We start from the raw sequence: 20,056 nt of genomic DNA on the forward strand, positions 1-20,056 counted from the left end.
AAAATCAAGGCTCTGTGGATCCAATCAAATCAAGTGTCAACGCGCCGTGATTTTCCAGGCGCGATGGATCTTGGCATTACGGGAAAAATCCGGATCGATGGTCTGCGCGGTGATCTCCTCGACCGCATAGCGCTCGCCGAGATTGGCTTCCAGTTCGAACTTGCGGAAGTTGTTGGAGAAGTACAACACACCGCCAGGCGCCAAGCGCGCCATGGCCAGGTCGATCAGTTGCACCTGGTCGCGCTGCACGTCGAAGACACCTTCCATGCGCTTGGAGTTGGAGAAGGTCGGCGGGTCGATGAAGATCAGGTCAAACTCGTCACGACAGGCGTCGAGCCATACCATCACATCGCTTTGCTCCAGACGATTCTTGTCGGAGAAACCGTTCAGCGAAAGGTTGCGACGCGCCCAGTCCAGGTAGGTTTTCGACAGGTCGACGCTGGTGGTGCTGCGCGCTCCGCCCTTGGCCGCATGAACACTGGCGGTGGCGGTGTAGCAGTACAGGTTGAGGAAGCGCTTGCCAGCGGCCTCTTTCTGAATCCGCATGCGCATCGGCCGGTGATCGAGGAACAACCCGGTGTCCAGGTAATCGGTGAGGTTGACCAACAGCTTCACGCCGCCTTCATTCACTTCGACGAACTTGCCCTGAGCGGCTTGACGCTCGTACTGCTTGGTGCCGCTCTGACGCTCGCGGCGCTTGACCACCACACGGCTCTTGTCGATGTTCAACGCCTGCGGAATCGCCGCCAGGGCATCGAACATGCGCGCCGAGGCCTTTTCCGGATCGATGGATTTCGGCGCGGCGTATTCCTGGACGTGGACCCAATCGTGATACAGGTCGATGGCCATGGAGTATTCCGGCATGTCGGCATCGTAGACGCGGTAGCAGTCGATGCCTTCACGCTTGACCCACTTGCCCAGGGCCTTGAGGTTCTTTTGCAGGCGGTTGGCGAACATCTGCCCGCCTTCGCTCAGGCGCGGCTGCTCGACCACCGGAGCCGGTGCCGGCGTCGGTTTGATCGGGTTGCCATTTTTGTTGAACTTGCGTTCTTGCGGTTCGTTCGGCGCCTGATCATAGGCGGCTTGCTCGCGCTCGACCTGGCGCTGTTCCGGAGTACGACGCTCGCCGGTGACGAACTGGTCCGGCAACACCTTGATCAGCAGCAGCTTGCACGGCAAGGCGCCGTTCCAGAACGAATACTGCTTGTGGCTGCGGATGCCCATGCGCTTGCCCAGGTCCGGCGCACCGGTGAACACCGCTGCTTCCCAGTTCAGGCAGGCCTGACGCAGGCGCTCGCCGAGGTTCTGGTAGAGGTAGAGCAGGCTCGCCTCATCGCCCAGACGCTCGCCGTACGGAGGGTTGCAGATCACCAGGCCTTTCTGGTTCTGGTCCGGACGCGGCTCGAAAGTTGCGACTTCGCCCTGGTAGATCTTGATCCACTCGCTCAGGCCGGCACGCTCGACGTTGTTGCGACCCGGTTGAATCAGTCGCGGATCAGCTTCGTAGCCGCGGATCCACAACGGTGTCTTGGCCAGGCCGGCCGCTGCGCGCTCAGAAGCTTCTTCATGCAATTTTTTCCACAGCGCCGGGACGTGACCGAGCCAGGCGGTGAAGCCCCACTGCTCGCGACGCAGGTTCGGCGCGATGTCGGCAGCGATCATCGCCGCTTCCACCAGGAAGGTGCCGACACCGCACATCGGGTCAGCCAGTGCGCCGCCTTCGGCCGAGATACGTGGCCAGCCGGAACGGATCAGGATGGCGGCCGCGAGGTTTTCCTTGAGCGGTGCCGCACCTTGCTGCAGGCGATAGCCGCGCTGGTGCAGGCTGTGACCCGACAGGTCGAGGGACAGAATGGCTTCGCCACGGTCCAGGCGCAGGTGAATACGCAGGTCCGGGTTGAGCTTGTCGATGGACGGACGGTCGCCTTGCGGGGTGCGCAGTTTGTCGACGATGGCGTCCTTGACCTTCAGCGCGCCGAAGTGGGTGTTGTCGATACCCGAGCCATGGCCGCTGAATTCGACGGCCAGGGTGCCGTCATTGAGCATGTGGTCTTGCCACTCGATGTCCAGCACGCCGTGGTACAGGTCTTCGGCGTCCTTCATCGGGAAGCGCTTGAGCACCAGCAGCACGCGGTTGGCCAGGCGCGACCACAGGCACAGGCGATAAGCGGTTTCCATGGTGGCCATGCCACGCACGGCAGAGGTGTGCTCCCGCGCTTCCTCAAGGCCAAGCCCGACGGCTTCCTCGATGAGCAGGCCTTCAAGGCCTTTTGGGCAAGTGAGGAAGAGTTCGAAACGATCGGACATGGGAATTCCAGAACCTTTAGCTGAGTGACCGGGCAACGCATTGCCGGTCCGGTTTTCAATCAGGCGCTTTTCTCGAAGAACGCCCGCGTGGCACGAAGGTGTGCCGTTCCACCCCTGCTGCCCGGGTTAAATGAGCTTAGATGCAAGGACAGATAAAAAAGTTGATGCAACAAAATGTCATAAGTCGACCCTTCGTCGAATAGTGCTTCCCGGCAACGGGAGCCATTCTCAGTAAAGGATTAAGCCCATCATCCAGCGCAGAGCCGATCATACCGGGGTTTGGCCAATAAATACGCTACAACTGCTCTGTTACTTATGGCGTTAGCACATGAACGGTTACGTCCTTATGACAAAACGATCATTCCCTCGATGTGACGCATTGGTTAGAACTCAATACAGGTTGGCGCCGCAATGACGCCAACACCTTGGCTCGTCACGCCGGCAACGAGCCCCCAACGGCAGAGTTTTTCTGCCAGACCTCAATAGAGGTCGACGCGATAAATACAGTCAACAAGTGAGGGCAACACCCTATGAGAAGACTTAAGCGTGATCCGTTGGAAAGAGCATTTTTGCGCGGATATCAATATGGCGTTGGTGGTAAATCCCGTGAGCTTTGCCCATTTACTCTACCGTCGGTACGTCAAGCCTGGATCAACGGCTGGCGAGAAGGACGCGGCGACAACTGGGACGGTATGACCGGCACTGCGGGAATCCACAGACTCAACGAACTTCACGCCGTCGGCTAATTACAGGGCACAACACTCCGACACGACAATCTGACTTTGTACTGAATTAACCACGCACGTCCCATCCGGACGGCGGGCTCCGGCCCAGGGGCTCCTTCAAGGAGCCCTTTTTTATGCCTGTCCCATATACCCCATTACCTTGTAGGGGTTCAGCGTAGCGCTGCGATTGCGTCTACCGACTCACGAATCAGCGCCGGGCCTTTGTAGATGAAGCCCGAATAGATCTGCACCAGGCTCGCGCCCGCTGCGATTTTCTCGGCCGCGTGCTTGCCTTCGGTAATGCCGCCCGCCGCAATGATCGGCAAACGCCCACCCAGCTCCGACGCCAGCACTTGCACGGTGTGGGTGCTCTTGTCACGAACCGGTGCGCCGGACAGGCCACCGGCTTCTTCGCCATGCTCCATGCCTTCGACGCCTGCGCGGCTCAGGGTGGTGTTGGTGGCGATGACGGCATCCATCCCGGTTTCGATCAGCGCTTGCGCAACTTGTGCGGTTTCTTCGTCGCTCATGTCCGGCGCGATCTTGATCGCCAGCGGTACATGCTTGCCATGACGCAATGCCAGTTCCGCGCGGCGCTCGGCCAGATCGGCCAGCAACTGCTTGAGCGAGTCACCGAATTGCAGGCTGCGCAGGCCCGGCGTGTTCGGCGAACTGACGTTGACCGTCACATAGCTGGCGTGGGCATAGACCTTGTCCAGGCAGATCAGGTAGTCGTCCACGGCACGCTCGACCGGCGTATCGAAGTTCTTGCCGATGTTGATGCCCAGCACGCCTTTGTACTTGGCCGCCGCCACGCGGGCCAGCAGGTGATCGACACCGAGGTTGTTGAAACCCATGCGGTTGATGATCGCCTCGGCTTCCGGCAAGCGGAACAGACGTGGCTTCGGGTTACCCGGCTGCGGACGCGGCGTGATGGTGCCGATTTCGACAAAACCGAAACCCAGCTGGGCGAAACCATCGATGGCTGCGCCGTTCTTGTCCAGGCCGGCGGCCAGACCTACCGGATTCGGGAAATCCAGGCCCATGACATTCACCGGCAGCTTCGCCGGGGCCTTGCACAGCAAGCCGTTGAGCCCAAGACGCCCGCCCGCGCCGATCAGGTCCAGGGACAGATCGTGGGAGGTTTCCGGGGAGAGTTTGAACAACAGCTGACGGGCCAGGGTGTACATGGGCGGATTTGACTCGATTGGCGGCGAATTGAGGCGGCGATTATAGCCGGGCAACGGGGTGGCAAGCGAGGCGCGTGAGCAAATCAACGGATAATGGCATATGCCTTGCACCACTCTGGGCACCAGCACCCATGCCAACGACCGAATGTGTGCAAAGACAATGGCGTCGTCCCCGGCCTGCTCAAGCAAGAACTCGGGACGACGTTTTTTTTGCAAGGTGAACACGCGATGAACGAACCGTCAGCCGGCCCCCTGGCTTGGGTCAATGGCAGCGATGCCCCGGAAAAAACCGAAATCAATCTCGGCTTCATGGCCCTGAGCGACTGCGCCTCGGTGGTTGTCGCCGCCACACAGGGCTTCGCCCAGCCCCACGGTTTGACCCTGAACCTCAAGCGGCAATCGTCCTGGGCCAACCTGCGGGACAAACTGGTCAGCGGCGAACTCGATGCCGCCCACAGCCTCTATGGCCTGATTTACGCGGTTCACCTGGGCATCGGTGGCGTGGCCGCGACCGACATGGCCGTGTTGATGGGCCTGAACCGGAACGGTCAGAGCATCAATCTGTCCCACGGCCTGCAGGCGCTTGGAGTGACCAGTCCTGAAGCACTGGATCGGCACGTGCACCAAACTCGCTCAAAACTCACCTTCGCCCAGACGTTTCCCACCGGCACCCACGCCATGTGGTTGTATTACTGGCTCGCCAGCCAGGGCATTCACCCACTGCTGGATGTCGACAGCGTGGTGGTACCGCCACCGCAAATGGTCGCGCACCTGCGGGCCGGGCGTATCGACGGGTTCTGCGTCGGCGAACCCTGGTCCGCCAGCGCCGTGCAGCAGGACCTCGGTTTCACCCTGGCCACGACCCAGACCATCTGGCCCGATCATCCGGAAAAGGTCCTGGGCTGCACCCGTGCGTTCGTCGAGCAATACCCCAATACCGCCCGGGTGTTGGTGATGGCGATTCTGGAAGCCAGCCGCTTCATCGAAGAAAGCACCGAGAATCGCCGCAGCACCGCACAACTGCTCAGTGCCGCGCAGTACCTTGACGCACCACTGGACTGCATCGAACCGCGCCTTCTGGGCGAATACGCCGACGGCCTTGGCCACCGCTGGCAAGACCCGCACGCGCTGCACCTGCACGGGGACGGTGAGGTCAACCTGCCGTACCTGTCCGACGGCATGTGGTTCATGACCCAGTTCCGCCGCTGGGGCTTGTTGCGCGATGACCCGGACTATCTCGCGGTGGCCCGGCAGGTCCAGCAACTGGACCTCTACCGTGAAGCCGCCCGTGCCGTCGGCGTCGCTTCGTCAGCCGGGGAAATGCGCAGCAGTCAGTTGATCGACGGCAAAATCTGGGACGGCTCGGACCCGGCCGGTTATGCCCGCAGTTTCAAACTGCATGCAATGAGCGACAGCTCGCACCGATCCGCCAGCCGCTGACAGGAGACCACGAACATGCTGCGTATCCTGCTGATCAACGACACCGCCAAAAAAGTCGGACGCCTGAAGGCCGCCCTGACCGAAGCCGGATTCGAAGTGATCGATGAATCCGGCCTGACCATCGACTTGCCCGAACGCGTCGAAACGGTGCGTCCGGATGTAATTCTGATCGATACCGAGTCACCGGGCCGCGATGTCATGGAACAAGTGGTGCTGGTGACGCGCGACCAGCCACGCCCGATTGTGATGTTCACGGACGAACACGACCCCGATGTGATGCGCCAGGCGATCAAGTCCGGGGTCAGTGCCTACATCGTCGAAGGCATTCACGCACAACGCCTGCAGCCGATTCTCGATGTGGCCATGGCACGCTTCGAGAGTGACCAGGCCTTGCGCGCCCAGTTGCATGCCCGCGACCAGCAATTGGCCGAGCGCAAGCGCATCGAACTGGCCAAGGGGCTGCTGATGAAAATGAAGGACTGCAACGAGGAAGAGGCCTACACATTGATGCGCCGCCAGGCGATGAGCCGCCAGCAGAAGCTGATTCAAGTGGCGGAGCAGATTATTGCCATGAGTGAATTATTGGGTTGAACAACAAAAGATCGCAGCCTTCGGCAGCTCCTACGGGGTGCACAGATTCCCCTGTAGGAGCTGCCGAAGGCTGCGATCTTTTTGCTTTACACAAATTTCCGATATGGCACAGATCTGGCTAGGTAATCACTACAGGTAACCAACGGCGGTTGCCCCACCTACGACAAAGACGTCGCTCACCTCATTTGCCCTTGGCGGATCGGGTGGCGGCGTTTTTTCGTTTTGGCCCCAGAGCACGGGGCCGGTGGTGCGGCCGTATCGGCGCCCCACCTGCAAGCTCATGACTCCTTTCGAGACTCTTCACAGCTGAGGTGCGCAATGAATTCAAGCTTCTGGAAATCCGGCCATACACCCACATTGTTCGCAGCGTTCCTCTATTTCGACCTGAGTTTCATGGTCTGGTACCTGCTCGGTCCTTTGGCGGTGCAGATCGCCGCCGACCTGCAGCTGACGACACAGCAACGGGGGCTGGTGGTCGCCACGCCGATTCTGGCCGGGGCGGTGTTGCGCTTCGTGATGGGGATGCTGGCTGATCGCCTGTCGCCAAAAACCGCCGGCCTGATCGGCCAGGTCATCGTGATCTGCGCCCTGTTCGGCGCCTGGAAACTCGGGATCCACAGCTACGAGCAAGCCTTGCTGCTGGGCCTGTTCCTCGGCATGGCCGGCGCTTCGTTCGCCGTCGCCCTCCCCCTGGCCTCCCAGTGGTATCCGCCGCAGCATCAAGGCAAGGCCATGGGCATCGCCGGCGCGGGTAACTCGGGCACGGTCCTCGCGGCATTGATCGCCCCGGTGCTGGCGGCGGCGTTTGGCTGGAGCAACGTGTTCGGCTTTGCCCTGATTCCGTTGATCCTGACCCTGGTCGTCTTCGCCTGGCTGGCCCGCAATGCCCCCGAGCGGCCAAAAGCCAAATCCATGGCCGACTACTTCAAGGCCTTGGGTGATCGTGACAGCTGGTGGTTCATGTTTTTCTACAGCGTGACGTTCGGCGGTTTCATCGGCCTGGCCAGCGCCCTGCCCGGCTATTTCAACGACCAGTACGGCCTGAACCCGGTGACTGCCGGCTACTACACCGCTGCCTGCGTGTTCGGCGGCAGCCTGATGCGCCCCCTGGGTGGTGCATTGGCTGACCGGTTCGGCGGCATTCGGACCCTGTTGGCGATGTACACCGTCGCGGCGACCTGCATTGCCGTGGTCGGCTTCAACCTGCCGAGTTCCTACGCCGCCCTGGCACTTTTCGTCTGCACCATGCTCGGTCTGGGCGCAGGCAATGGCGCGGTATTCCAGTTGGTGCCCCAGCGTTTTCGCCGGGAAATCGGCGTGATGACCGGCCTGATCGGCATGGCCGGCGGCATCGGCGGGTTTGCCCTCGCGGCCGGCATGGGCGCGATCAAGCAAAGCACCGGCAGCTATCAACTGGCGCTGTGGTTGTTCGCCAGCCTCGGCGTCCTGGCCTGGTTCGGTCTGCACGGCGTGAAACGTCGCTGGAGAACCACCTGGGGTTCGGCCGCCGTGACGGCTGCGCGGGTCTGAGGCCTCGATGAGCCTGCAACTGAGTTTCGCCGAAGCCAGTGCCATCGGTCCCCGCGAGGAAAACCAGGATGCCCTGCGCCTGGTCACGCCGGCTCCGGCGCTGGCCGCGAGCAAGGGTTACCTGTTCGCGATTGCCGACGGTGTCAGCCAGTGCGTCGATGGCGGTCTGGCCGCCCGTTCGACGCTGCAGGCCCTGGCGCTGGATTACTACGCCACGCCGGAAACCTGGAGCGTCGCACAGGCGCTCGATCGTCTGTTGCTGGCGCAGAACCGCTGGTTGCAGGCCAATGGCGGCGGACAACCGCTGCTGACCACCCTCAGTGCGCTGGTCCTGCGTGGCCGGCGTTTTACCCTGGCCCATGTCGGCGATTGCCGGGTGTATCGCTGGCACGCCGACCAATTGCAGCGAATCAGTGAGGATCACGTCTGGGACCAGCCGGGCATGCAGCATGTGCTGAAACGGGCACTGGGGCTCGATCAACACCTGGTGCTGGATTTTCTCGACGGTGAGTTGCGCCCCGATGAAAGCTTCGTCCTGCTCAGCGACGGCGTCTGGGCCGTCCTGGGCGATACCGCCATTGCCGCGATCCTGCGGGACCAACCGGACTTGCACAGCGCTGCGCAAACCCTGGTCAATGCCGCGCACCTGGCGGGCAGCCAGGACAACGCCAGCGCCTTGCTGGTACGGGTCGATGCCTTGGGCGAAGCGAGCATTGGCGATGCATTGATGCACTTGCAGCAATGGCCACTGCCGCCCGCCCTGAAACCGGGTCAGGCGTTCGAGGGCTGGCAGGTCGAGGGGATCGTCGCACAGAGCCAGCAATCGCTGCTTTATCGCGTTCGCGACAGCCAGCAACAACCCTGGCTGCTGAAAACCCTGCCCGGGCGCCTGCACGACGATCACCAGGCCGGGCAAGCATTACTGTCGGAGGAATGGTTTCTCAAACGCGTGGCCGGTCGACACTTTCCTGAAGTCCATGCCGCCAGTCAGCGTCAGCATTTGTACTACGTGATGCGAGAATATTCGGGCGCTACCCTGGCCCAACGGCATGAGCAAAGCGGCCCCTTGCCGTTGCCCCAGTGGCAAGACATCGCCGAACGCTTGCTGCGAGCGGTCGGCCTGTTGCACCGGCGGCAGATCCTGCATCGCGATATCAAGCCGGAGAACCTGCTGCTGGGGGACGATGGCGAGTTGCGCCTGCTGGATTTCGGCCTGGCCTACTGCCCCGGTCTCTCGCAAGACCTGCCCTGGGCGCTGCCGGGTACACCCAGTTACATTGCACCCGAAGCCTTTCGCGGCGAAGCACCGACGCCACGGCAGGACTTGTACGCCGTCGGTGTGACCCTGTATTTCCTGCTCACCGGGCACTATCCCTATGGCGAAATCGAAGCGTTCCAACGCCCCAGGTTTGGCCTCCCGGTCAACGCCAGCCGCTACCGGCCCGACCTGCCGGACTGGATCGCCCATAGCCTGGAACGCGCCGTGGCGGCGGCCCCCGACCAGCGTTTCGAAACGGCGGAAGAATGGCTGCTGCTGATGGAACAGGGCGAACGCCGCAGCTTGAGCGTGCGTCCCAAGCCCTTGCTGGAACGCGAGCCACTGAAAGTCTGGCGGACATTGGCGCTGGTGTCCTTGCTGCTGAACCTGGTGCTGCTGGTGGTTGCGCTCCATTAGCGGGCAAAGCGCCTTGAATCGGTGCATTCCCTCAGGTATCCGCCCTTGTGAACGGGGAAAAAGCCAACAAACACGGGTTTTGAGCGACTTGGCATAACCGCTGCATTACCTCTTGCAACAGACATACAGCGCAGGCTTCAACGACGAAGGTTGCACTTCCCGAGAGAACGGGACCAGGACAAAGGCGTCCTCGCTAGGCAACTAGCGGGACGCCTTTTTTTGTTTGCGCAAAATTTGTCGAGCATGGCCTGAACCCTGATGAGGCAGGCCTGAGCTCCCCGGAGAACCTGATGAAAAAACTAAAACTGGTGATGATCGGCAACGGCATGGCCGGGGTCCGGACCCTGGAAGAGCTGCTCAAACTGAGCACTGAGCTGTACGACATCACGGTCTTCGGTGCTGAACCGCACACCAACTACAATCGCATCCTGTTGTCTCCGGTGCTGGCGGGCGAACAAACCTTCGAAGAGATCGTGCTCAACGACCTGGACTGGTACCTGGAAAACAACATCAAGCTGCTGCTCAACCGCAAGGTGGTGGAGATCGACCGGGTCAAGCGCCGGGTCATTGCCGAAGACGGCAGCGAAGCCGAATACGATCGCCTGCTGATCGCCACCGGCTCGACACCTTTCATCCTGCCCATTCCCGGCAACACCCTTGACGGCGTGATCGGCTACCGCGATATCGCCGACACCCAGGCCATGATCGACGCCGCGAAAACCCATCGGCACGCCGTGGTGATCGGTGGCGGCCTGCTCGGCCTGGAAGCCGCCAACGGCCTGATGCTGCGGGGCATGCACGTGACCGTGGTGCATATCGGCGAGTGGTTGCTGGAACGGCAACTGGACAAGACCAGCGGCCAGTTGCTGCAATCCGCGCTGGAATCTCGCGGCCTGCATTTTCGCCTGTGCGAGCAGACCCAGGCCTTGCACGACGCGGGCAACGGCCGGGTCGGTTCGGTGCAATTCAAGAACGGCGACATCATCCCCGCCGACCTGGTGGTGATGGCCGCCGGCATCCGCCCCAATACCGAACTGGCGGAGAAATCCGGCATTCCGTGCAGCCGCGGGATTCTGGTCAACGACACACTGCAAACCTACGATCCACGGATCTATGCCATCGGCGAGTGTGCCAGCCACCGCGGCATCGCCTATGGCTTGGTGGCGCCGCTGTTCGAACAGGCCAAGGTCTGCGCCAACCACCTCGCCCAACTCGGTTTTGCCACCTACAAGGGGTCGGTGACCTCGACCAAATTGAAGGTCACCGGTATCGACCTGTTCTCCGCCGGCGACTTCATGGGCGGTGAAGGCACCGAGACCATCACCCTCTCGGACCCGATCGGCGGGGTCTACAAAAAACTGGTGATCAAGGATGACGTGCTGGTCGGCGCCTGCCTGTACGGCGATACGGCAGACGGCGGCTGGTATTTCCGGCAGATCCGTGAGAATCACGTCATCGGCGAGATCCGCGATCACTTGATGTTCGGTGAAAATGCAATTGGTGACGTAGGACATCAGGGCCAGGACAAAGCCATGAGCATGGCCGACACCGCCGAAGTCTGCGGCTGCAACGGTGTGTGCAAGGGCACCATCGTCAAGGCCATTCAGGAACACGGGCTGTTCAGTGTCGACGACGTCAAGAAACACACCAAGGCTGCCAGCTCCTGCGGCTCCTGCGCCGGGCTCGTCGAACAGATCCTGATCAATACCGTGGGCGGCGCGGCGGACGTCAAGCCGAAAAGCGAAAAGGCCATCTGCGGCTGCAGCGATCTCAATCACGGGCAAATCCGCCAGGCCATCCGCGAGCAGCACCTGCTGACCATCGCCGGCACCCTGGGCTACCTGAACTGGCGCACACCCAACGGCTGCGCCACCTGCCGCCCGGCGCTCAACTACTACCTGATTTCCACCTGGCCAGGGGAAGCCAGGGACGATCCGCAATCGCGCCTGATCAACGAACGCGCCCACGCCAACATTCAGAAAGACGGCACCTATTCGGTAGTCCCGCGGATGTGGGGCGGTGTGACCAATCCTTCAGAGCTGCGGCGCATTGCCGACGTCGCCGACAAGTACAACGTGCCGATGGTCAAGGTCACCGGTGGCCAGCGCATCGACTTGCTGGGCATTCGCAAACAAGACCTGCCAGGGGTTTGGAAAGACCTGGACATGCCGTCCGGCCACGCCTACGGCAAATCCATCCGCACGGTGAAAACCTGCGTCGGCAGCGAGTTCTGCCGCTTTGGTACCCAGAACTCCACACAACTTGGCATTGAACTGGAACACGACCTGTTCAACATGTGGTCGCCGCACAAGGTGAAGCTGGCTGTCTCCGGTTGCCCGCGCAACTGTTCGGAAGCCGGTATCAAGGATGTGGGAATTATCGGTGTGGACTCCGGCTGGGAGATGTACATCGGTGGCAACGGCGGGATCAAGACCGAGGTCGCGGAGTTCTTCGTCAAGCTCAAGACCGCCGAAGAAGTGCGCGAATACAACGGTGCATTCCTGCAGCTCTATCGCGAAGAAGCTTTCTACCTCGAACGCACCGTGCACTACCTGCAACGGGTCGGCATGGAACACATCAAGAAAGCCGTGCTGGAAGATCCGGAGCGGCGCAAGGCGCTCAATGATCGCCTGCAATTCTCCCTGTCGTTCGAACAGGACCCGTGGAAGGAGCGCCTGGAACAGCCCCAGCTGAAAAAAGAATTCGACGTCATCCCCGTGAAAAACCTGGAGGTGCTGGCATGAACTGGCTGGATATCTGCGCACTGGAAGAGATCAATGCCCTGGGCTCGCGGATCATCGCCGGGCCAAAGGGAGACATCGCGATTTTTCGTACCAGCGACGACGAAGTGTTCGCCCTTGACGACCGCTGCCCGCATAAGGGCGGCCCGTTGTCCCAAGGCCTGGTCTACGGCAAGCGGGTGGCCTGCCCGTTGCACAACTGGCAAATCGACCTGGAAAGCGGCGAAGCCCTGGCCCCGGACATCGGCTGTGCCCATCACCATCTCGCCCGGGTGGAAAATGGCCGGGTGATGCTGGCCCTGCGGGATGCAGGCTGATGGACCGCCAGATCACTGCATCCACCTGCTGTTACTGCGGGGTCGGCTGCGGCGTGCTGATCGAGCACGACGGCGAGCGCATCCTCGGCGTCAGCGGCGACCCGGCGCACCCGGCCAATTTCGGCAAACTGTGCAGCAAGGGCTCGACCCTGCACCTGACCGGCGACTTGACGGCGCGGGCGCTGTACCCCGAACTGCGCCTCGGTAAAGGCCTGGCCCGTCACCGCACCGATTGGGATACCGCCCTCGATCATGCCACCAGTGTATTTGCCGCAACCATTGCCGAGCATGGCCCGGACAGCGTGGCGTTCTACATTTCCGGGCAGCTGTTGACCGAGGACTACTACGCCTTCAACAAGCTGGCACGTGCCCTGGTAGGCACCAACAACATCGACAGCAATTCGCGCCTGTGCATGTCCTCGGCAGTCGTCGGCTACAAGCGCAGCCTGGGTGCCGACGCCCCGCCGTGCAGCTACGAAGACCTGGAGCTGAGCGATTGCGTGATGATCGTCGGCAGCAACATGGCCTATGCCCACCCGGTGCTGTTTCGCCGGCTGGAAGCCGCCAAATCCCGCCGGCCGCAGATGAAGGTCATCGTCATTGACCCACGTCGTACAGATACCTGCGATCTGGCTGACCTGCACCTGGCGATCTTGCCTGGCACTGATGTCGCCCTGTTCCATGGGATTTTGCATCTGCTGCTGTGGGAAGACTGGATCGATCGTGACTTCATCCGCGACCACACCGAAGGCCTGGCCGAGCTGAAAAACCTGGTGCGTGACTACACGCCGCAAATGGTTTCGCAGCTCTGCGGAATCAGCCTCGGGCAATTGCAGCAATGTGCCGAGTGGATCGGCACGTCACCGAGCTTTCTGTCGCTGTGGTGCATGGGGCTTAACCAGTCCACCGCCGGCAGCGCGAAAAACAGTGCACTGATCAACCTGCACCTGGCCACCGGGCAGATCGGTCGTCCCGGCACCGGACCTTTCTCCCTCACTGGTCAGCCAAATGCCATGGGCGGGCGGGAAACCGGCAGTTTGTCCAACCTGCTGCCCGGCCACCGTGACGCCGCCAATGCACAACACCGTGAGCAAGTGGCGTCCTACTGGGGCGTCGAGCAACTACCGGAAAATCCCGGGCTCAGCGCGATCGAACTGTTCGAGCAAGTGCGCAATGGCAAGATCAAGGCGTTGTGGATCGCCTGTACCAACCCCGCGCAATCCATGCCGGACCAGACAGCCGTGCGCGAAGCCCTGCAAGCCTGCCCGTTCGTGGTGTTGCAGGAAGCCTTCAGCACCACTGAAACCGCGAAGTTCGCCGACCTTCTGCTGCCCGCCGCCAGTTGGGGGGAAAAGGAAGGTTGCGTGACCAACTCCGAGCGGCGCATTTCCCACGTACGCCAGGCAATCGTCGCACCGGGTGAGGCGCGGCCGGACTGGGCAATCACCGTAGATTTCGCACAACGCCTGGAAAAACATCTGCGCCCCGGCCAAACCAGCCTGTTTGAATTTAATAATCCCGCTCAGGTCTTTGACGAATACAAACAACTGACTCGAGGTCGCGACCTGGATCTGTCCGGTATCAGCCATGCACTGCTCGATCGTCTCGGCCCACAGCAGTGGCCCTTCCCTGCGGGTGCCGTTGAAGGCACGGCCCGGCTGTACGTCGACGGGGTATTTGCCACTGCCAATGGGCGCGCGCAGTTCGTGGCCGATGCCTACCGCGCCGCCAAAGAACAACGGGATGCACGCTTCCCGCTGACCCTGATCACCGGCCGCCTGCGCGATCAATGGCACGGCATGAGCCGCACCGGCACCGCCGCGCAGTTGTTCGGCCATGTCAACGAAGCGGAGTTGAGCCTGCACCCGGACGAACTGCGTCGCCATCGCCTGCAGCCGGGGGATCTGGTCAGCCTGAAAAGTCGGCGTGGCGCAGTCATCGTCGCAGTTGCCAGCGATGACAGCGTGCGTCCGGGCCAGGCCTTTTTACCGATGCATTGGGGCGACCGTTTTCTCAAGGGCGGGGTGAACAGCCTCACCCTGCCCGCATTCGATCCTTTGTCGAAACAGCCCGAACTTAAACACAGCGGCATTCGCCTGGATCCGGTGGATCTGCCCTGGAAACTGTTCGCACTGATCGAGGGTGATGTTCAACGGCATTTTGAGACCCTACGGCCGCTTTGTGAGGCGTTTTCCTACGTCAGCCTCAGCCTGGTTGGTCGTGAGCGCCCGGCCCTGCTTATAAGGGCGGCCAATACTTCAGCGCCTGCGGCAGAGCTGCTAAGCGAAATCGATAAAAACCTGGCACTCGATGACGGCCCGGTGCTGGCTTACGACGATCCTCGGCGGGCCATTGGCAAGCGCGTGCGAATCGAAAATGGCCGGATCACTGCCATTCGACTGGCCGGGGAAACCCTTGCCCAGCACTGGTTGCAGGGGTTGTGGCTCGAAGGTCGCGCGGACCAGCAACTGCGGCGCTGGCTGCTTGCGCCGCTGAGCGCACCACCGGGCAACCTCGACGCGCCCGTCAACGCGAACAAGATCCTGTGCAATTGCAAGAACGTCGGCAAGAACGCGATCTGCGCCGGCATCAGCCGTGGCCTGGACTTGCAGGGACTCAAGCAAGAACTGGGTTGCGGCACGCAATGCGGGTCCTGCGTTCCGGAAATCAAACGCCTGCTGGCTGCCACGGCGCAGCCAGTCACCGTCTTCTCGTGAGGAAAACACTATGAGTGCAAAAGTCTGGCTGGTAGGTGCGGGCCCGGGTGATCCGGAGTTGCTCACATTGAAAGCGGTACGCGCCTTGCGCGAGGCAGATGTGGTGCTGATCGATGACCTGGTCAATGTCGCGGTACTCGAGCATTGCCCCGGGGCGCGGATCATCCCGGTGGGCAAGCGCGGCGGCTGCCGCTCCACCCCGCAAGCGTTCATCCATCGCCTGATGCTTCGTTATGCCCGGCAGGGTAAATGCGTGGCACGGCTCAAGGGCGGCGATCCATGCATTTTCGGTCGCGGTGGAGAAGAAGCGCAGTGGTTGCGTGAGCGTGGGGTCGAAGCCGAGTTGGTCAACGGCATCACTGCCGGGCTGGCGGGGGCAACGCAATGCGATATTCCGTTGACTTTGCGCGGCGTCGCCCGTGGTGTCACGCTGGTCACCGCACACACCCAGGACGACAGCCAATTGAACTGGCAGGCACTGGCCCAAGGCGGAACGACGCTGGTGATTTACATGGGAGTGGCCAAGCTCGGTGAAATCCGGGAACAGCTATTGGCCGGCGGCATGGCGACGGATACGCCCGTGGCCATGATTGAAAACGCCTCCTTGCCCCATCAACGGGAATGTCGGAGCACTCTCACAGACATGGATGAAGCTGCCTACAGATTCCAACTGAAAAGCCCTGCCATAATGGTGATCGGTGCAGTGGCAGCCAGTGCAACTCAATCCCTGTGGCAGCATGATTTGCCTGTGATGACGGCAGATCAGTCAGCGTAGTTTCACCCGCTCCACCAAATCGCAGACAAAGAAAAGCCCGGCCTGAGCCGGGCTTTTCAGAGCTGCGAGCTAATTACTTAGCTTGAGCTTCAACCTGCGCTTCTACGCGACGGTTAACAGCGCGACCAGCTTCAGTTTTGTTGTCAGCAACTGGGCGGGATTCGCCGTAGCCAACGGACTGAACGCGGGACGACTCAACACCGTACTGGTTGGTCAGAACTTGCTTAACGGCGTTTGCACGACGCTCGGACAGTTTCTGGTTGTAAGCGTCAGGACCGACGGAGTCAGTGTGACCTTCAACAGTAGTGGTGGTGGATGGGTACTGCTTCATGAAGTCAGCCAGGTTCTTGATGTCGCCGTAGCTGTTTGGCTTGACTACCGACTTGTCGAAGTCGAACTTCACGTCCAGCTCTACACGAACGACTTCAGCAACAGCTGGGCAGCCATCAGCGTCAACAGTTACGTTGGCCGGGGTGTCCGGGCACTTGTCAACGTTGTCGCAAACGCCGTCGTTGTCGCTGTCGGAGCAAACTTCTGGAGCTGGAGCAGCAGCGACAGGCTTGTTGCCGCCACCGAAGTTAACACCCAGACCTACGGACGGGATGTAGTCCCAACGGCCGTTGTCCAGCTTGTAGTCAGCTTCTACGCCAGCACGAGCGTAGACGTTTTCCAGGAAGTAGTACTTCAGGCCAGCGCCAGCAGTCAGGAAAGTCGACTGGTCACGACCGGTGTGGCCGTCAGCGGCTACGTTGGTCATGCTGCCGTGCTTAACACCACCTTGAACGTAAGGACGCAGAGCGTCGCCAGCGTTGTTGAAGTGGTACTGAGCGTTCAGACCAAACTGGTCGCCTTCGATTTTCTGATTGCCAGTACCGTTGTTCGAACGGGTGTAGTCGTCGTTGTTGTAGGTAAAGTTCAACGATACGTCGTCGGTCAAGAAGTAACCGATGGAGGCGCCAGGAGTGTAGCCGTCTTCAACGTTGTTAACGCTGTCGTTGTACTTCTTCCCGTAGTTGAGCTCGCCTTCAACTGCGCCTTGGCCTTGTGCCAATGCGCCGAACGAAGTAGCGGCAATAAGAGTACCAATGGCCAAGCCCAAGGTGTTTTTCAGTTTCATCCGTTAAATCCCCATCTGGTGATTGTGAAGCAGTCCCGCAAACCGGGGGACAACTCGGCGGCAAGTCTAACAGAACTTGCCTACGCGTAAGAGATATTTGCGCTGAACTAAGTTTCAGCAATGCCTGCAAATTTCTCACGCAATTTATCTAGAGCGCGTTTGTACCGCATTTTTGTTGCACTCAAACCCATATGCATGATGTCTGCGATCTCCTGAAACTCCAGCTCTGCGACAAATCGTAGCACCAGAATTTCACGGTCAATCGGGTTCACATACACCAGCCAGCGATCAAGTCCACCTTTTTCCTCAGGTTTCGGCGTCTTTTCTTCGGACGCTTCCTCGAGGGGGTCAAGACTCAATGCGTCCATCAAGCGACGCTTTCGCCGTTCCTTTCGATACTGTGTGATGCACTCGTTGTACGTGATGCTATATAGCCACGTCTTGAACTTCGATTTACCTTCGAAGTTCTTCAGGCCATACAGCACCTTCAACATGACCTCCTGACAGACATCGTCTGCGTCGCGATCGTTCCCAAGATATCGTGCACACACGTTAAATAATGTTCGCTGGTAACGCCGCATCAGTTCTTCATAGGCACGCGTTACGTGAAACAGCTCGGTATGCGAGCGCGCGACCAACTCCTCATCAGAGAGCTCGCGGGGGTCGTAGCGCATGGATAACGATTGGGCTTTATTCAAAACAAGTCGGGCCGACAGTCAGGTCAATGTCCGCCGCAGCCAGCGTGAGCAGGCATTTTGCGGCGGCATACATTAGCAGGGTTTGCCGGGTTAGCGGCTACTCACATGCTGCTCAAGGAGGATCCGATTGGAAAGAGAGACTAGCTCACCCTCATCGGTCAGCAATGTGGTTTTAACCGTGCCGATCTCTTCGATCTGGCCTTCGACCTCGCCAACACGCACTTGTTGCCCAACCTGGTACAGCTCACGCACGTAGATTCCCGCAAGAATCTGGCCGGCAATTTCCCGGCTTCCCAACCCCATGGCCAGCGCTACCGCCAGACCAACGGTTATCAACACAATCACAATCACATGGTTCAGCAGGTCAGTCTTGACCTCCAACTGGCTGATCGCAACCGAAATACTGATTATGATCACCAGGCCCTGGGCAATCCGCCCAAGCCCTGAAGCATAGTCCAGACCCACGCCTTCTGCCGCTCCACGCACCAGACCGTTGGCCAGTTGCGCCAGCAAGACACCTACCAGCAACACCAGCGCCGCGCCAAACACCTTCGGCAAATACAACGCAAGCATGTCCAGCGTAGCTGAAACTCGCTCAAGGCCAAGGGATTCTGCGGCAGAAACCAGAAAAATAAGCAGAACGAACCAATAGACGATCTTGCCGATCAGGGTCGAAATAGGAACTTGCAACCCTGCGCGGGACAGCAACTTGGTCAGGCCGGTGCCACCCATCAAGCGATCAAGGCCCAATTTGGCGAGCAATTTCGACAGCAGGGTGTCGAGCAGCTTGGCCACGACGAAACCCAACAGCAGCACGACCAGTGCGCCGAACAGGTTCGGAATGAAGTTCGCAACCTTGGTCCACAACGCAGTCATTGCAGTGACGAGGCTCTGAGTCCAGAGATCAAGTTCCATATTCAATCAGCCTTATCAGCAGTGCGGGCAGCAGGTTTACGAAGACGGGATACCGGCGCGACATGGGCCGATCCGTTATTGAGGGCGATCATCAGTGCGGGCAACCAGCGCCCCAGCAGACTGAACAAATCACCGGCGCCGACCTGGCGGTTGGCGGTTTTCAGCACACGCCCCAGGCACGCATCGTCGTCCCGGGTAGACGGTGAGGCGTTGAGCATGTCGCGCAAAGACTGTTCAAACGGATCGTGCATACGCACCTCTCGTGATGTCTGTGGGAGACGCGGTCAGAGTTGGTCTGGTCACATGGCTTCCCTCAGACCCAGCGCAAACGTCGGAACAACCACCACTGCCCCAGTGCCACCGAGACCATCATCAGGCAGGCGATCAGAAAACCGTAGGGGCTGGCAGAGAAAGGAATTCCACCGACATTGATCCCCAACAGCCCGGTCAGAAAACTCATCGGCAAAAAGATCCCGGTGATGATCCCGAAGCGGTACATCGTGCGGTTCATACGCACGTTCAAGCGACGGTCCTCAGCCTCCAGGACCAGCCCCACCCGCTCCCGGGTCAATTCCAGCTCTTCAAGATAACGAGTCAGGCTGTTGTTCAATTCGTTCCAGTAATCGCCATCGTCCTCGACGAACCAGGGCAACTTGATCCGCGTCAGTTGACCGAAAATATCCCGCTGCGGAGCAAGAAAGCGCTTCAACGCAGCCGCCCGGCGACGAATCTGCAAAACCGATCCGTGCTCAGGAGTATACCGTTCGTCGGCATCCAGCTTTTCTTCTTCCTCATCGACCACTTCCGAGAGACAGCTGACCAGATCCTGCACCTTGTTGGTGAGGTACTGCGCCATGCAAAGGATGAGTTCGGAGGCAGTTTTCGGCCCCTTGCCCTCGGACAGTTGCACCAACAACTCGTCAGTGGCACGCAACGGACGCAAACGCAGGGAAATGACACGCTGGGCAGAGCCGAAGATCCGCACCGACACCATGTCTTCCGGCTCGGCACCGGGGTTCAGATTGACCCCGCGCAAAAATAGCAGCAGTTCGCTGTCGGAAAGCTGTAAAAGTCGCGGACGAGTGTTTTCTTCGAGTAACAGGTCACAGCTGAATTCGCTCAGACCGCTGGATTTGCGCAACCAGGTCCGGGTTTGCGGATGACTGCGATCCCAGTGCAGCCACAGGCTTTCATGGGCCTGCAGCTGCAAGTCATCGAGTTCAGTCCGGGCAATCGAACGCGCGCCGCCTTTACCGTCCAGCACCAGGGCATGCACCAGCCCCCATTGCGCGTTTTCTTCCTCGAACATCCGCACTCC

General features: G+C 60.3%; 16 protein-coding genes. 9 read left to right on the plus strand and 7 right to left on the minus strand.

Annotated features, from left to right (window positions below; all coding sequences use genetic code 11):
- Window positions 1–36: 36 nt before the first annotated feature.
- The gene (gene rlmKL, locus ACM6IT_RS05650; RefSeq protein ID WP_414917679.1) at window positions 37–2,307 is read right to left on the minus strand and encodes a bifunctional 23S rRNA (guanine(2069)-N(7))-methyltransferase RlmK/23S rRNA (guanine(2445)-N(2))-methyltransferase RlmL; all 2,271 of its coding nucleotides are present in this window, start codon (window positions 2,305–2,307) and stop codon (window positions 37–39) included.
- Window positions 2,308–2,837: 530 nt separating this feature from the next.
- On the opposite strand from rlmKL, the gene rmf reads away from it, so the two are divergent.
- Window positions 2,838–3,053: a ribosome modulation factor gene (rmf, locus tag ACM6IT_RS05655; RefSeq protein ID WP_003223300.1), complete on the plus strand. Its 216-nt coding sequence runs from the start codon at window positions 2,838–2,840 to the stop codon at window positions 3,051–3,053.
- A 149-nt stretch (window positions 3,054–3,202) separates the two neighbouring features.
- Here rmf and ACM6IT_RS05660 read toward each other — a convergent pair whose 3' ends face one another.
- Window positions 3,203–4,222: a quinone-dependent dihydroorotate dehydrogenase gene (locus tag ACM6IT_RS05660; protein ID WP_056721922.1), complete on the minus strand. Its 1,020-nt coding sequence runs from the start codon at window positions 4,220–4,222 to the stop codon at window positions 3,203–3,205.
- 228 nt (window positions 4,223–4,450) lie between these two features.
- Between ACM6IT_RS05660 and ACM6IT_RS05665 the strand changes: the two genes are divergently transcribed.
- The 8 genes from ACM6IT_RS05665 to cobA all read left to right on the plus strand — a co-directional run bounded on the left by ACM6IT_RS05665 (window position 4,451) and on the right by cobA (window position 16,008).
- Window positions 4,451–5,662: a CmpA/NrtA family ABC transporter substrate-binding protein gene (locus tag ACM6IT_RS05665; RefSeq protein ID WP_414917680.1), complete on the plus strand. Its 1,212-nt coding sequence runs from the start codon at window positions 4,451–4,453 to the stop codon at window positions 5,660–5,662.
- A gap of 15 nt (window positions 5,663–5,677) precedes the next feature.
- Window positions 5,678–6,253, plus strand: coding sequence for an ANTAR domain-containing response regulator (locus ACM6IT_RS05670; RefSeq protein WP_008048624.1), 576 nt, complete (start codon window positions 5,678–5,680; stop codon window positions 6,251–6,253).
- 318 nt (window positions 6,254–6,571) lie between these two features.
- Window positions 6,572–7,783: a nitrate/nitrite transporter gene (locus ACM6IT_RS05675; protein WP_056721919.1), complete on the plus strand. Its 1,212-nt coding sequence runs from the start codon at window positions 6,572–6,574 to the stop codon at window positions 7,781–7,783.
- A gap of 7 nt (window positions 7,784–7,790) precedes the next feature.
- Window positions 7,791–9,458: a protein kinase domain-containing protein gene (locus ACM6IT_RS05680; protein ID WP_414917681.1), complete on the plus strand. Its 1,668-nt coding sequence runs from the start codon at window positions 7,791–7,793 to the stop codon at window positions 9,456–9,458.
- Between the two features lie 290 nt (window positions 9,459–9,748).
- Entirely contained in the window at window positions 9,749–12,202 is a 2,454-nt protein-coding gene (nirB, locus tag ACM6IT_RS05685; RefSeq protein ID WP_414917682.1) for a nitrite reductase large subunit NirB, read from the plus strand.
- Window positions 12,199–12,516: a nitrite reductase small subunit NirD gene (gene nirD / locus ACM6IT_RS05690; protein ID WP_046042889.1), complete on the plus strand. Its 318-nt coding sequence runs from the start codon at window positions 12,199–12,201 to the stop codon at window positions 12,514–12,516. Before nirB ends, nirD begins: the two co-directional genes overlap by 4 nt.
- A complete protein-coding gene (locus ACM6IT_RS05695) occupies window positions 12,516–15,233 on the plus strand; it encodes a molybdopterin-dependent oxidoreductase (protein ID WP_414917683.1) in 2,718 nt (905 codons plus the stop codon). Before nirD ends, ACM6IT_RS05695 begins: the two co-directional genes overlap by 1 nt.
- A 10-nt stretch (window positions 15,234–15,243) precedes the next feature.
- Window positions 15,244–16,008 carry a uroporphyrinogen-III C-methyltransferase gene (gene cobA / locus ACM6IT_RS05700; protein ID WP_223542331.1) on the plus strand — a complete coding sequence of 255 codons (765 nt, stop codon included), beginning with the start codon at window positions 15,244–15,246 and terminating at the stop codon, window positions 16,006–16,008.
- A gap of 73 nt (window positions 16,009–16,081) precedes the next feature.
- Here cobA and ACM6IT_RS05705 read toward each other — a convergent pair whose 3' ends face one another.
- The 5 genes from ACM6IT_RS05705 to ACM6IT_RS05725 all read right to left on the minus strand — a co-directional run bounded on the left by ACM6IT_RS05705 (window position 16,082) and on the right by ACM6IT_RS05725 (window position 20,047).
- Window positions 16,082–17,125 (minus strand): OmpA family protein, encoded by a 1,044-nt coding sequence (locus ACM6IT_RS05705; protein WP_056721911.1) that lies wholly within the window; start codon window positions 17,123–17,125, stop codon window positions 16,082–16,084.
- Between the two features lie 107 nt (window positions 17,126–17,232).
- Window positions 17,233–17,823 carry an RNA polymerase sigma factor SigX gene (gene sigX / locus ACM6IT_RS05710; RefSeq protein ID WP_015096065.1) on the minus strand — a complete coding sequence of 197 codons (591 nt, stop codon included), beginning with the start codon at window positions 17,821–17,823 and terminating at the stop codon, window positions 17,233–17,235.
- Between the two features lie 90 nt (window positions 17,824–17,913).
- Window positions 17,914–18,738, minus strand: a complete 825-nt coding sequence (locus tag ACM6IT_RS05715) for a mechanosensitive ion channel family protein (RefSeq protein ID WP_008048604.1) — start codon at window positions 18,736–18,738, stop codon at window positions 17,914–17,916.
- Between the two features lie 2 nt (window positions 18,739–18,740).
- A complete protein-coding gene (locus ACM6IT_RS05720) occupies window positions 18,741–18,989 on the minus strand; it encodes a hypothetical protein (RefSeq protein WP_008048593.1) in 249 nt (82 codons plus the stop codon).
- A gap of 62 nt (window positions 18,990–19,051) precedes the next feature.
- Window positions 19,052–20,047 carry a zinc transporter ZntB gene (locus ACM6IT_RS05725; protein WP_056721910.1) on the minus strand — a complete coding sequence of 332 codons (996 nt, stop codon included), beginning with the start codon at window positions 20,045–20,047 and terminating at the stop codon, window positions 19,052–19,054.
- Window positions 20,048–20,056 lie beyond the last annotated feature (9 nt).

The organism is Pseudomonas sp. IT-P4 (assembly GCF_949767755.1).
In the GTDB taxonomy this organism is placed as follows: domain Bacteria; phylum Pseudomonadota; class Gammaproteobacteria; order Pseudomonadales; family Pseudomonadaceae; genus Aquipseudomonas; species Aquipseudomonas monachiensis.